Raw genomic sequence first — 12,541 nt, 5'->3', positions numbered from 1 at the left:
CTGCCTAGACAACAGCGATCATCCCAGCTCGAAGGGCACTTTTCTCGTTCATCAGGCACCAACGGACACAAGACCGTCGGTGGATCGAGGCTAAGGAGTATCCGCAACTCGCGGCCAACCCAGTCCTCGCCGAACTACAGCTCTGACTGCACCCACCGAACCTGGTCAGCACACAGCCTCATGCCGCATACCGCGCTGACCGAACCGGCCAGCGCGGGCATCGGAAGATCAACAGGCAGAGCGCCGTACGACACCGCCAGCAGTGCACGCTCATGACGAGTTGAGGGCATTTGGCAGGTCGGTAACGTCCGTAAGTTGCTTTCCGACAACATCTTCGGCTGGCGTGTATCCAGCCATGGAGTAGGCCCGGGATTCAGGACTGGACGGGGAGGACAGGCGAAGTGGATCAGGCAGCGGTCGATCTCAAACGCAAGGTCAAACGGTTCAACAAAGCCATCGTGGCGCTACAGAGGGCAGGGATAGCCTTCGGGCCGATGCAACTGCTCACCGCACCGGGACGCAAGAGCGGACAGCCGCGCACCACGCCGATCGCCGTCGTGCCTATCAACGGACAGCGCTACATCATTCAGGCCTACCCGCAAGCGGCATGGGTGGCCAACGCGCGCAACGCCCAGACCGTGACGCTAAGCCGGGGACGACGTGCCACTACAGTTCGCCTGGTGGAGTTGTCTGTGGAGGAGCGCCGGCCGTTGCTTCGTGAGCATGTCGCGAACAGTTCAGCGCGTGTAGCGCAGCTGTTCGTCAGGAGCGGTCTCGCGGCGGAAGCCACGGCGGATTCGGTTGCGGCCGCAGCGGATCGGATCGCAGTCTTTCGGGTGGAATCGGCCTGACCGGGCGTCAGAGCAGAGGTATCCGAGAGCGCTCTACCAGCGGTCTCGGATGCACTCTCTTGCCGCATGGCGCGCGGTTCGAATCGGCCACGCGGCGACCTCGAAGACCAACGGGCACAGATCATCTCTGGTAGCGCGCGGCCGTCGGCACTGCACGGTAATGCCGAGTGCCGGATATGAGTGCCGCATCGTAGGGTGGTCCTGCTGGATTCGATGGGGTAGGTGATTCATGGTCACGATGGTGACCGGGCTGACGCAGGAGGACCGCGCGACGATCGGGTTCGTCGTCAGCTGTCTGTTTGATGGGACCCCGTGATTCGGTCCACCGCGTGTGAGAGCAGGTTATCGGTGGATGCGGGTTGCAGCGTATCCGGCCGGGGTGAGATAGCCCAGGGCGGAATGTCTTCGGCGGTGGTTGTATTCGTCAAGGCGTGTCGAAAGCATGTCGAGGGGTCGGAGGCACAGCAGTACTTCACCGGGCTGCCATACTCGCGCGTCGTGCCCTGTATCCACGACATCGGACTGTGGGGCGACTCCCTGCAGGACGGATTGCGGAAGCTCGGCGTGATCGATTCGGCGAATGCGGACCTGGAGTGGCTCATGCGCAACGACGATCAACTGGCCGACGACCTGGACAAGGCGCGGTTCGAACGTGAGGAAGACCTCCGCAGCCAACAGGTCGCGCACACCATCGAGGAGGGCAAGCTTGATTGAGGCATTTCGACCTTCTCATACGCTACTGATGGGCGGTTCACTATGACGACGTCGTTGCAGATTCCTACCCGCTCGGGGACGTGCGCCTCGAGGCGGAAGGTTCCGGGTTCCGGTCGATCATGCCGCCCGAATTGTGCTATCAGGGAATAGGTTTCGGGGGCTACTCCGCAGCGGTCGCCGCGCTGGCGGGATTCGCGCAATTGCCGGGCCGCACATTGCGCAGTATCCACGCCGTGTTCACCGCGCCCACCAAGCCAGGCGCGCTGCAGTTGGCGGCGCGGGTGCTGCCGGCCGGCCGCAGCTGCGGATTGTGTGAGGTCACCGTCGAACAGGAAGGCGCCCTGGTGTTGACCGCCTTGGCGTGGTTCGTAGACCCTCAGATGATGAACGGCCTCGAAGGCCAAGGCACGCAGCCGATCTCCTTCGACGACTGCGACCGTTTGCCCTGGGTGACCGAATGGGCACCGTTCTTGAAAGGACTGAACCTGCGGGCAGTGGATTATCCGCTGAGCTACGACGACTTCTATGACGGGCAGGGGCGCGTCGCGCTGTGGGCGGTGCCGGACGCCACAGACTCGGAGTACCGAACTGCCGAGATCTGCGGACGGTTGACCGACATCATGTTCTTCGACGCGTTCCTCTTGGATGCCGGGATGCGGACCGAGTCTCCACTGACTCGCATGATCAGCTTGGATCTGTCGGTCATCTGGTCGGCAGGACACGCAGCACCCGCGTCCACGCTGTTGGAAGCCGACGGGCGAATCGACCATCAACTGGCCAGCGTGCAGGGGACTCTACGCGATACGACCGGGGCGGTGCGGGCATCGGCCACCTCCCAGTGCCGAGTCTTCCGGGCAGTACGCGAAAGCCACGGTTCATAAATGCATCAGACCTATACGATCGCTGACCATCTTCTCGATCGGCTCGCCGAATGCGGCGTCACCGACGTTTTCGGTGTGCCGGGCGACTTCAACCTGGGACTGCTGGACCGTGTCCTGGCCCACCCCACACTGCGCTGGGTGGGCACGGAGTGGTTGGTCGCAGGCGGTTGGTAGCTGAACGCGAACGTACTCATCTGCCGCTGATCGGGCGGCTCTTGCCGCTGCGAGAACTGGGACATGGACCGGGTACAGCGTCTGGAGCTCCGTGGTGAGGTGGGTGCCGGCCGATCGGTCGACGGGACTCGGGACAGCTGAGCCGCGAACGGCTCCCATGCCCGGCCGGTTTGTCCGCACCCCGATCCGATCAGGTTTGTGCATCGTCGACGGGTGGGTTTGACTCGGGGCATGCGCGTTCGGCCCGTTCGGCCTCGCGGCTCGCCCACGAGGCGCGCCAACTCTCTATCAATCGCTCGGCTGACTCAGCGGAGATCTCCTCGTGAGGCTCGTCCGTTCCGGGCTTGTAGCGTCGGAGATACTCGGTAGGACCCCACTTGAAGTCCCTGCCAAGCGCTTCGTCGGTCGGCACTGGCCGGGTGGCGGTCCGGCGCACAAGCCCGGTAATCCGACGCGCGCGCGAGCTATCGGGGTAGCCTCTCTCGTCATCGATCAATGCGAAGTAGCGCACTGCGGGTTCGTTACTGTCAGGCATCGTTTGTTGTCCTTCAATGGGATTCGCGGCGGCGCGTGTGCCGCCGACGCGCCGACGCTCCCGCAGCGCGGGACGAGCACGGCGGGGTGCGGCGTAGCGTGGCAGCGGCGCGAAGCGCCGCCGCTCTTGAGTCCTTATAGGCAAATTCGGCAGCGCGGCATGGAGCGGACTCACTTGCTGCCGCGCCGTCATACGTGCGCGCTGCAATGCCGAATGCGGTGTTTCGGATGATAGGAATCGACTCAGGTCGCAAGTCAGATGACTTGACCCTCAAAGGAATCGACCACCACTCAGGACGTGATGTTCTCCGCAAGAATAGGTGCATGATGTCATCAGATCAGACACCTACGGACGAGGAACCTCAGGCGGCCGCGGCACAACCCCGAAGGGCTCAGGCCAAGGACGACGACGAACTCATCAACGACACAGACAAAGTCATCGTCGATCCTGGCACGTAGGAAGACGGGACTACACCCTCAAAGCTGGAAGAATAAGCGTCCGCTCAGGCCATGCCCGCGCTGACCGAACCGGTCGGCGCGGGGCATCGGAAGATCAACTGGCCGTGCCGATCCGAGGCCGGCGGAACGTCCGCTACTGCCGAGTTGAGGGCACTCCGTGATCGAAGGGGGTGTCTGGTCGCGCGATCGGCGAGCCCGGCGTATTGCGCCAGCGTGTGCATTCGACCAGTCTGCCGCGCCCCTACGGCCGGCGCTCCCCAGGCAACCGGTCAGCCGCGCAGCACAAAGTAGGCCGCGCTACCGAGCCCGGATCGGCAGGAGCGTCGCGCGGCTACGCGCCGCCGAGCGCCATCGACGGCACCGTGCGTATCGAGCAGTCGTCCGGCGCGGGCTGCCCCGCCAGACGGTCATCGATCCACCGCAGGGCCGCAGCAGTTGCAGCGACTGCGAGACTGGGGTGCTCGCTCATCTGGTCCCGCGTATAGGTGATCGGCGCCCCCGATGCGCACCAATTCGCCACCGCCTGGTCGACCCATGCGATGTGGACGATCTCGTCGTTCACGGCGTGATAGAGGAATGTCGGCACGGTCGGCGCCGTGATGCCGTAGTCCGTCTCGTCGAAGAACGCCTGTACCTGCTCGAACACTTGCGAGAAGGGGATCGTCAGGTAGTCGTCCATGTGCAGGAACGGATACTTCTCCACGAGCGGCACCGAGCATTCGTTGTCACCCGCGGCCATCAACGCTTTCCCGGCAGGCGTCAGATACGTGTCGAAAGCTGCCGCCAGACGTGGATCGGCGCGCATCATGCCCGGCAGGAGCGACAGCAGGAAACCGGAGAACGGACCGCCGTCGAGCGACTGCAGATAAGGGCCGATAGGCTCTGACGGCCCACCCGCCCCACCGCCCCGGGCAACACCGACCAGTCGTACTTCGGGAGCGTAGGTCGGCTGCAGCTGCGAGATCCAACCGCTGGCCAACGACCCGCCGGAATAGCCCGCCGCAGCAACCGGAGTATCGGTCCCGGACAGGCCGAGCGGCGTGAATGCCTCGGCCGCGCGCACGCCGTCGAGCGCGGTGTAACCCGGCTGCTTCGGGACGATCGTCGCCCCGTTCGACCCCTCCCAGTCGGGTACGGAAATCGCGTGACCGGACGACAACATCTGGTCGATCTGCAAGAAATCCAAGGAGGCGTCGTACTTGTGGTCCAGCGGGACCGCTCCCTGCCGGAGCACGTACGAGGGAGCGCACTGCGGGGCTGAGGCATCCTCGGCAACCTGATAGGTGATCAAGCCCTTGACCTGCCCGGTTCGCGGGCGCAGCACCGTCGTCACGGTCGTCATGGGCCGGCCCGCGTTATCTGTCGTTCGATACAGCAACTGCCAGGCATCGGCGTCCTCCGCCTCCGGCCGCATCGAGGCCACCTCGACCGGCCGCGAATTCAGGATGGTGCCCGGCGCCGTCGATTCCCAGCCCGACGGCGGGGTGTAGAACGGGTCGTTCTGCGGAATCGGGATCGGATCCGCATTGCCAACCGCTGCCGGGGTGCCGGTGAGGCACAGTGCGGCCGTTGCCGCGATCAGAACCGAGCGCAGTTGCCGGCGGCCGACCGCTGAACCCCCTGCGCCACAAGAAGATGCGACTTTACTCATCATTTGCACTCCCTCCGCCAGGGAGACTACACACCTGTAGAGGACGCATACCGCAATCCGACGAAAAAGATGACTGGCAGCCGCAACCACTCCCCGGCGCCAGATCAGCAGGTCACCGCACCGAAAATGTCTCCCCCGCAAGGGAAGCCGGTCCGCATCCTCCGTCGACCCGGTCGAGTTCGGCGGCCAACTCGGCGACGTCCGGATTGGCGTGCTGTTGACATGCATGACAACACGCCGGGCAAAGGAGCTATCAGAGCGTCCAACTAAGTCACATCAAATCAGGTGAGCGCCTTGAACAATCGAATCCATGTTCGGTTGCCGAAGATCGTCAAGAGTTGACGTAGTACCTGATCATCACACCTTTCTGGCTTGTCGTTGACAGTCGGCGGTTGGGCACGGTAGTCACCCTCGGCGGTACCGAAAAGATCAGGGGTTCGATTCCCCTTAGCTCCACAGAACCGCAGAACCGCAGAACCGCATGCGGCTCTGCGGCTTTCGTTGCAGTGCGCGAACTGGAGGTGATCATGGTCGCGCGTTCCACTCGCACAACCCGGCTATCGCAGCGACATCGTCATGCTCTCCGGCGATGTCGGGCAGAGCGAGATAACTAGGATGAGCAGGTCGGCTCCGTCGGCGGCGGTGGTGACTTCGCGTTCGATACGGCCGGCCGCGCTACCTGAGCGCGGGGCCCGCCCGAGGCGTTCGGTGGCGTCGGTGCGGAGTTGGCGCGCCGACGCGGCGGCAACTCGTACCCAATGACGCCGGCTGTTTCGGCTGACCCGCGGAAATCGCCGGTGCCGTGGCCTCTCTGGCCAGCGGCTACGCCGACTACATCAGTGGCGCGACCATCCGGGTGAGCGGCGGCGCCATCCGGTCGGTGATCTGAGCGGAGTCGGGCGCCGCCTCCACCGAGGATGGCAGCGTTCAGCGGATCATTAGTCGTCCATAAGGTTCCTTCCGCAAGATCACTGTCGATCACGATGACGCGGAAGGATCGGCAAATGCGTTTCAGGGCAGTGGCTTCGGCAGTGCTGGTGGTGGCCGGGGCGGTAGTCCCCTGCATGGCGGCGGGACAGGCGCAGGCGGAAGAGCCGTGGTGCGGGGCCTCACGTCTGGGCCTCACCGTGCAGCCCGAGCTCGGACAGCCCACCGCCAGTCAGCGCACCGCAAGTATCGTGCTGACGAACCTGTCCCAGGAATCCTGTGTTCTGCAAGGCTTCCCGGGAGTCGACCTGGCTGCGGTGGGCGACAATGGCCGCGCCTCGCTGCCCCGAACCACCGAACAGGGCCAACCGGTCCACCTGCCCCCGGGCGGTCAGGCCAAGAGCACCCTGACCTACGTAACCGGCACCGATACCCCCACCGAAATCATCGTCACCCCACCCGATTCCACCACCCAACTGCATGCCGCCTGGCCCACCGCCCTGGGCTCGATCACGGTATGGCCCCAAGGCGCGACCCACCCGGGCACCTACATCGGTCCCCTGCACGGCTGAACGCTTGCCGGGTTTGTGCGCGTTCTGCCGCAACCGACGTGCGCGTTCTGCCGCTCCAATCGTGCGCTTCTCGCCGACACCTACACAGGTCGTCAACCTGCGCGTTGTTGATGAGTCGGCCGATTGATCCGCAGTTGATTCGTTGCAGCCGGCAGGTGGCGCAGTTGCGATCACCGGACACCTCCAGCCTCGCGGGGCGGGTGCCGACCGCCCGGATCATGATGTCCGGCCCGTCGACCAGGACCGCGCGGTTCGCATGCTGGTCCGTCAGGTCCACTCAGCGAAAACCGCCCGTGACCTCAGACCCGGCCCTACCCACTCTTTTCTAGAAGCCGCATACCGCGCTGATCGAACCGGCCAGCGCGGAGCGGCTGGTGGTAGGAACCAGGTACGGTGCAGAGCATCCGCTATTGCCGAGTTTGAGGGCATTGGCCGGATCATCTGGACGCATCGGACGACGGCTTCGGATCTTCGACGAGCCGGACCGCACGAGCGGACGGTGGCGCGCCGCGATCCTCGGTGATCACCGCGGCGCGATACCCCGGCCGATCGGCGATACGTCTCCTACCCGAAGGGCGAAGCTCAGGAGCCGGAGCTGCCGGTGGACGCGCCGCCCGCTGTGGTGCAGCTCGGATTGGTCGGTTGGGGGTCGAGTGTGGTGCCGGCGGGCGCGGCGACCACGGTCACGGTGGTGGACTGTGAGCTGCCGCCCTCTTTCGCCACGAGCGAGTGGGAGCCGAGGGTGGTGGGCTGCCAGTAGATGTAGCTGTAGTTCTGCAGCGGATTCTGTTGGTTGGCCCCCACGATCGTCGAGCCGATGCACTGCCCGTTGTCGTACACCTGCACGTTGGGGCTGCCGCTGCCGAGTTCGGTGGTGTATACGGCGAACCAGTGGTTCTGGCCGACCGTAATCGGTTTGCCGTCCATGGTGCCGGGCTCGTATGCGATCGAGGTGACCGAGGCGCCCGCCGAGGGCGCCAGGAGGATGGCCGTCGCGGCCACAGCCGCCAATCCCTGTGCTCCGCAAGCGATCCGGCGCACCCTGCGACTGTTCAACTTCATTCTTCGAACTCCTGCTCGCGACCTGGCAACTCCGGGTCGTGAGGCACGGTAATCCCGCCCGATTGTGAACCGAAGACGTTTCGAAAACCTGGTGTGCCCCGAATCCCTTGGGCAAAAGGACTGATGGCGAGACTTTTTCAGGCATGCCACCGCGTCTTGCAAGGCCGTTCGGACCGCCCAGACGTCAGTCAGCCAATGCACGCACATGCCGCATCCCGCGCTGACCGAACCGGCTACAACGGGCGGGCGAAGGTCAACCGGCCGCGCCGATCCGAGGCCGAGCCGAACGCACCGTCGCTCCCTCGACAATTCGTCTTCTTCGGTATCTGGTCGGCGAACTGGCCTGCGGCGCGCCGCAGCCGGTGAACGTCACCACCGCCCAGCGCTACGCCACCGACGGGACCACCGGCCTCTTCGAGGGCACCACGCCCAGAGCCGACTCCATGGAAGCCGCTCCCGGCGTCCAGGCGCTCGCGGCGCATGAAGAAGCCACTATGACGCACATGCGAAGCGCAGGGACATATTGAAGTATGGTCTTTTCAATTTGTACGCGCGGGGCCTCACTACGCGGTTACCGTCGGAGCGGCACTCAGGTGCCGGCAACGACTACTCCAACGGGAAAGTACAGATGAGGCAAATGAGTTGGGCCGCCGTCACGGTGGCCATGCTGGCGATACCGGTCGTCGCGGCGGCATCGGCGTCAGCCACGGTCGACAATGTGAATCTGACACAGGTCGACACCGGCATCGGCGGATGTGAAGGGGCAGGCAATACCTGCACGATATTGGTGACCACCAGCGGCGCGGACGCCCTGGCACCGGTCACGGTCACCTTGGACGGGCAGAACGTCGGCACCTTCACCCCGCAAGCCGGATCCACGGCCGGCACCGGGATCATCCAGTACGTCTATCGCTCGAAGCTTCCCGAAGGCGTCTATAGCCTCACCGCCACGCAGGGCTCCTCGACCAAGTCCATGACGGTGCAGAACTGCGGCAGCCAGCCGACCGGCAGCTCCAGTGCCTCGGCCCAGTGCACCGGAAACGATATTCTCGGCGCTCTGATGATGCCGCTGATCATCCTCACCGGCTCCGGGCACACGCAACTCTGACCGACCAGTCGGGACAGTGGGTCGGTGGACGGTACGGGTGCAGTGGTCGACGGCCCCCCAGGCACACAAAGTGAATCGAACGCCGTTACGCAGCAATGGTTTTCGGCCTATCGGCGAGGTCGATCTTCTTCATCGACTCCAGTGCGCACGCAAATGGCACGAAAACGGCCGGTCATCGCAACACCTGCGATGACCGGCCGCTTCCTGTGGTTCTAGCTGGATCGAACCAGCGACCATGTGACGGAGGTCGGATCTGGCCTTTTGCTCCACTTTCGGTGCCTCTGAGTCAGGAAACTGCTTGAAACCACTCGAGAATGGAGCAACAGGCCAGTCCGCCGCCATAGCCCGGCCGCCAGGCAGCTCCCGAACGCGCCGTCATGCCGCGTGGCGAGCGGTTCGAACCGGCCAGCGCGCTCCTGTGGAAGATCAACGGCCCGAGACAACTTGGGCCGTTCCTGTGTCCGCACATGCCGAGTTGAGCGTGTTGAACTTGGTTGGCCGAAGGCGACTTTGAAGGAAGGATCGAGGGAGCTCACGCCTGGCGCGGACGGCTGGTTTCGCATCCCCCACCCCGTGCAACATCACTCTGAAATAGATGTCAGTCACTTCCGATACGCTGCGCCAGTCCCCTTGGTACATGGGGACTTTCGACAACTGGGGAGTGAAGTATGAAAATGTCGGTCCTTGCTCGTTCGAGCGTCGGTATCGCTTCGGTCGCAGCGGTTGGGGCGGCCACTCTCGTCATGGCCGCGACTGCATCCGCACAGATGACCATTACGACGTCGCCGGCCTACTGCGTTGGCACCACCTATGCTGTCACCCTGCCTGCGGCAGATGCTGCGGCACTGTGGGCGCAAATGCCTGCCGTCGAGACCGCTCTGAACGAGTGGGCACTGGTGGAAACACCGTCTGCCGGCAGCGGACTGTCGACAACCGTCTCCGCCCCGGTGAAGTACGTCGCCGGCCAGGACGTGACTGTGCAGTGGACGCCACCTGCGGCAGGGCAGTGGCAGCTCATGATGGCCCCATACAGCCAGGGCGGCTACGGCACCCCCTTTGGAGGGCCATTGGCAGTCACCGTGGTGCAGTCCGCTCCGGCCGGGTCGAGTTGCACCCAGCCCACCGGCGGCGGAACCGGTAGCGCGAGTTCCATTCCGGTGATCGGCGGCCTCCTCAGCAGCCTGTCGGCCCGGTAGTAGCAACTGGCCCTGCAAGTGCCCCGGTTTCCCTGAGCCGCCGGGGCATTCGCGGTCGTCTCAGCGCACTTCTCATGGGTGCGGAAACGGAAAGGTAACCATGAACGTCAAGAACACACTCGTCCATATGACGCTGGGGACCGCCGCTATCGCCGCCGCCATCATGACCAACGCTGGCACCGCGGGTGCCGATGTGCAGCTGCAGCCGATCAACAACGGCACCCAGCAGAACTCCGACATCAGCGGGTACGGCTCGGGTAGCGCCGCGGGCTCCGGCCACGCCATCGGCGACATGATCGGAAGGCTGTTGTTCCACAACGACAACTGACCCGCGGGTCCGTGCCCCTGCCTCGTCCAGCAGTAGCGTCGGGACGATGAGTCGAGACTGGCCTTGTCGGGTTGCTCCGGCAGCGACCCCATCATCGACTCACCACGGGTTCCATTCCTGTCACCCTGACTGTGTGGTTGAGACACAAGAGAAGGCCCTGACCATTTTCTATGGTCAGGGCCATTCTTCTATTCAGGGAGGGGTGGGAGTGCACGTCATGATGCGATATGGACGCGTACCGAGAAGGACCACAACGGTGGGATCACCCGGCAGTTGATTGATCGGCACCCAACGTCCTACATTGCCGCATACCGCGCTGACCGAACCGGCCAGCGCGGCACCTCGGAAGATCAATGGGCCGCGGGCATCTCGGACGGCTGCCCGACCGCCGACAGTGCACGGTAATGCCGAGTTGAGTGCATTCGTTCACGGATGACAACAGGTGACACAGAAACCTGGAACGGAGACAATGACGTTCGTGGTTTCGGACAGCGCACACTCATCCACCGGGTCTTCGGATGAAGGCATCACGGTTGCGGCTCAATGGGATCTCCTACGAAACCACGAGTACTACCGCTTCCTGGACAAGGGTCTGATCGAGGCCGTCTGTGCTCACCCACAGCTACGGGTGTTGTTTCCGTTCACAAGTGTCACGATCCTTCACCTGAGCAGGTGCACTCGCTACCCGTTTTCACTGGATGTCCCCTGCGTCGTCCGTAAGGGCACCGGCCAGTATGAAGTCTTGCGTACACCCAATATGCCGACCGGGCCAAGAATCGTTGGGGTCACCGAGACGGCCGCAGAGGCAGTTGCGTTGATCGCCTCGCACCTGCCTGCGGGGTGCGGGCCTGCGATCGATGGGACAGCCGAGGACCTCCGATAGATCGGTTCCCGGGATGCGTCCGCTCTTGCCGCGTCCCGCGCGTTCTGCTCTGGCGGTTCGCCGGGACCGCGGCATCGTGAAGGATGGCTACCTCTCCCGACCTCGATGTCACCTTCGCTGGTGACGACCTCGTCCTCCGGCTGGCCGCCCTGGCTTACCTCGCCCGCTTCTCCGCGGCGTCGAGAATCCACACGAAATCCGATCTGCGCCTGTACTTCTACTGGTGCACCGACCACCAGCTCACTCCGCTCACGGTGGCGAGAACCGAGGTCGAACGGTACACGCGATGGATGCAGGAAGTCCGCCGCTTCAAACCCGCCACCGTCGCCCGCCGCCTGGCCGTGGTCGCCGGGTTCTACCGCACCTGCGTCATCGACGGCGTCCTGGACCGCTCCCCGGCGGAGTACGTGCGCCGGCCACGGGTATCGAACGAGTCACCGACACTGGGACTTTCACACCTGCAATTCGAAGCCCTGCTGTCCGCGGCCCGCGACTCGGACAACCCACCAGACTGCGCGCTCGTGGCCATGCTCGGATTGCTCGGGTTGCGGATCAGCGAGACATGCCGCTGCGATAACGGCGATCTCGGGGAAGAGCGCGGCCACCGCGTGCTCCGCACGGTCGGCAAGGGGTCGAAGATCGCGCTCGTGCCGCTGCCGCCCGCGGTCGGCCGAGCGATCGACCGCGCCGTCGCCGACCGGGTCCGTGGCCCGATCCTGCTGAACCTGCGCGGCCGGCGCAAGGACCGTCACTGCGCGACCCGCGGCCTGCGACGCCGGGCCGAGATATCGGTAGTGCGGCTACCGAAACTGCACCCGCACATGCTGCGCCACACCTTCGTCACCACCATGCTCGACGCCGGCGTGGACCTGCGCGATGTCCAGATCGCCGCCCGCCACGCCGACCCCCGCACCACGATGCGCTACGACCGCGCCCGCACCAACCTCGACCGGCACCCGAACTACATCCTGGCCGCCTACATGGCCTCAGCCACATGACATCTCAACCATCCGCACATGCCGAGTTGAGGGCGTTGGATCCGGCAATCGACGGCATCTGGGTGTCTCGTGAACGTTCGTGCGCGAGACGCAGGTGTGGGCTGTCTGGAACCTAGTGTGTCTGGTTCGCGGCTGTCGATTCCTGGAAGTCGACGAGTTCTTCTCCGTGTACCTGCGCCCACTCCGTCAGCATCGCTATCGGT

The 12,541-nt window shown here is 64.4% G+C and carries 12 protein-coding genes and 1 pseudogene; 10 read left to right on the top strand and 3 right to left on the bottom strand.

Annotated features, from left to right (window positions below):
• Positions 1 to 401 precede the first annotated feature (401 nt).
• The 4 genes and pseudogenes from ACFXIV_RS47535 to ACFXIV_RS47520 all read left to right on the top strand — a co-directional run.
• Positions 402 to 851 carry a nitroreductase family deazaflavin-dependent oxidoreductase gene (locus ACFXIV_RS47535; RefSeq protein WP_379405310.1) on the top strand — a complete coding sequence of 150 codons (450 nt, stop codon included), beginning with the start codon at positions 402 to 404 and terminating at the stop codon, positions 849 to 851.
• A 399-nt stretch (positions 852 to 1,250) separates the two neighbouring features.
• Positions 1,251 to 1,565, top strand: a complete 315-nt coding sequence (locus tag ACFXIV_RS47530; RefSeq protein ID WP_379421508.1) for a hypothetical protein — start codon at positions 1,251 to 1,253, stop codon at positions 1,563 to 1,565.
• Positions 1,566 to 1,684: 119 nt separating this feature from the next.
• A complete protein-coding gene (locus ACFXIV_RS47525; RefSeq protein WP_379405306.1) occupies positions 1,685 to 2,446 on the top strand; it encodes an acyl-CoA thioesterase domain-containing protein in 762 nt (253 codons plus the stop codon).
• Positions 2,447 to 2,593 (top strand): annotated as a pseudogene (locus ACFXIV_RS47520) (thiamine pyrophosphate-binding protein); the annotation flags it as partial. It abuts the gene before it with no gap.
• A gap of 1,351 nt (positions 2,594 to 3,944) precedes the next feature.
• Here the strand turns inward: ACFXIV_RS47520 and ACFXIV_RS47515 are convergent.
• Positions 3,945 to 5,267, bottom strand: coding sequence for a lipase family protein (locus tag ACFXIV_RS47515; protein ID WP_379421507.1), 1,323 nt, complete (start codon positions 5,265 to 5,267; stop codon positions 3,945 to 3,947).
• A 1,001-nt stretch (positions 5,268 to 6,268) separates the two neighbouring features.
• Between ACFXIV_RS47515 and ACFXIV_RS47510 the strand changes: the two genes are divergently transcribed.
• A complete protein-coding gene (locus ACFXIV_RS47510) occupies positions 6,269 to 6,763 on the top strand; it encodes a DUF4232 domain-containing protein (RefSeq protein ID WP_379405302.1) in 495 nt (164 codons plus the stop codon).
• A gap of 582 nt (positions 6,764 to 7,345) precedes the next feature.
• Here the strand turns inward: ACFXIV_RS47510 and ACFXIV_RS47505 are convergent.
• Together ACFXIV_RS47505 and ACFXIV_RS47500 are read right to left on the bottom strand one after the other, a co-directional pair.
• Positions 7,346 to 7,825, bottom strand: a complete 480-nt coding sequence (locus tag ACFXIV_RS47505) for a hypothetical protein (RefSeq protein ID WP_379405300.1) — start codon at positions 7,823 to 7,825, stop codon at positions 7,346 to 7,348.
• Between the two features lie 233 nt (positions 7,826 to 8,058).
• On the bottom strand, positions 8,059 to 8,307 hold the full coding sequence (locus ACFXIV_RS47500) for a hypothetical protein (RefSeq protein WP_379405298.1): 249 nt from the start codon (positions 8,305 to 8,307) through the stop codon (positions 8,059 to 8,061).
• A gap of 155 nt (positions 8,308 to 8,462) precedes the next feature.
• Here ACFXIV_RS47500 and ACFXIV_RS47495 point away from each other — a divergent pair, with 155 nt between their 5' ends.
• From ACFXIV_RS47495 to ACFXIV_RS47475, 5 genes are all read left to right on the top strand, one after another.
• Positions 8,463 to 8,933 (top strand): hypothetical protein, encoded by a 471-nt coding sequence (locus ACFXIV_RS47495; RefSeq protein WP_040863499.1) that lies wholly within the window; start codon positions 8,463 to 8,465, stop codon positions 8,931 to 8,933.
• A gap of 743 nt (positions 8,934 to 9,676) precedes the next feature.
• The gene (locus tag ACFXIV_RS47490) at positions 9,677 to 10,129 is read left to right on the top strand and encodes a hypothetical protein (protein ID WP_379405296.1); all 453 of its coding nucleotides are present in this window, start codon (positions 9,677 to 9,679) and stop codon (positions 10,127 to 10,129) included.
• 100 nt (positions 10,130 to 10,229) lie between these two features.
• Complete coding sequence (locus ACFXIV_RS47485; RefSeq protein ID WP_379405294.1) at positions 10,230 to 10,457, top strand: hypothetical protein; 228 nt, start codon at positions 10,230 to 10,232, stop codon at positions 10,455 to 10,457.
• A 469-nt stretch (positions 10,458 to 10,926) separates the two neighbouring features.
• Positions 10,927 to 11,340: a DUF6193 family natural product biosynthesis protein gene (locus ACFXIV_RS47480; RefSeq protein WP_379405292.1), complete on the top strand. Its 414-nt coding sequence runs from the start codon at positions 10,927 to 10,929 to the stop codon at positions 11,338 to 11,340.
• 83 nt (positions 11,341 to 11,423) lie between these two features.
• The gene (locus ACFXIV_RS47475) at positions 11,424 to 12,338 is read left to right on the top strand and encodes a tyrosine-type recombinase/integrase (protein ID WP_379405290.1); all 915 of its coding nucleotides are present in this window, start codon (positions 11,424 to 11,426) and stop codon (positions 12,336 to 12,338) included.
• Positions 12,339 to 12,541 lie beyond the last annotated feature (203 nt).

Source organism: Nocardia sp. NPDC059236 (genome assembly GCF_042754085.1).
Classification (GTDB): domain Bacteria; phylum Actinomycetota; class Actinomycetes; order Mycobacteriales; family Mycobacteriaceae; genus Nocardia.
This window is presented reverse-complemented; position numbering and strand designations above follow the sequence as displayed.

What these genes read in the sequence shown, in the direction of transcription:
- ACFXIV_RS47500 (WP_379405298.1), bottom strand. Translation starts at nt 8,307, where the DNA reads ATGCGCCGCGAGCGCCTGGACGCCGGGAGCGGCTTCCATGGAGTCGGC.
- ACFXIV_RS47530 (WP_379421508.1), top strand. Translation starts at nt 1,251, where the DNA reads ATGTCTTCGGCGGTGGTTGTATTCGTCAAGGCGTGTCGAAAGCATGTC.
- ACFXIV_RS47475 (WP_379405290.1), top strand. Translation starts at nt 11,424, where the DNA reads ATGGCTACCTCTCCCGACCTCGATGTCACCTTCGCTGGTGACGACCTC.
- ACFXIV_RS47515 (WP_379421507.1), bottom strand. Translation starts at nt 5,267, where the DNA reads ATGATGAGTAAAGTCGCATCTTCTTGTGGCGCAGGGGGTTCAGCGGTC.
- ACFXIV_RS47480 (WP_379405292.1), top strand. Translation starts at nt 10,927, where the DNA reads ATGACGTTCGTGGTTTCGGACAGCGCACACTCATCCACCGGGTCTTCG.
- ACFXIV_RS47510 (WP_379405302.1), top strand. Translation starts at nt 6,269, where the DNA reads ATGCGTTTCAGGGCAGTGGCTTCGGCAGTGCTGGTGGTGGCCGGGGCG.
- ACFXIV_RS47505 (WP_379405300.1), bottom strand. Translation starts at nt 7,825, where the DNA reads ATGAAGTTGAACAGTCGCAGGGTGCGCCGGATCGCTTGCGGAGCACAG.
- ACFXIV_RS47485 (WP_379405294.1), top strand. Translation starts at nt 10,230, where the DNA reads ATGAACGTCAAGAACACACTCGTCCATATGACGCTGGGGACCGCCGCT.
- ACFXIV_RS47490 (WP_379405296.1), top strand. Translation starts at nt 9,677, where the DNA reads ATGGCCGCGACTGCATCCGCACAGATGACCATTACGACGTCGCCGGCC.
- ACFXIV_RS47525 (WP_379405306.1), top strand. Translation starts at nt 1,685, where the DNA reads ATGCCGCCCGAATTGTGCTATCAGGGAATAGGTTTCGGGGGCTACTCC.
- ACFXIV_RS47495 (WP_040863499.1), top strand. Translation starts at nt 8,463, where the DNA reads ATGAGTTGGGCCGCCGTCACGGTGGCCATGCTGGCGATACCGGTCGTC.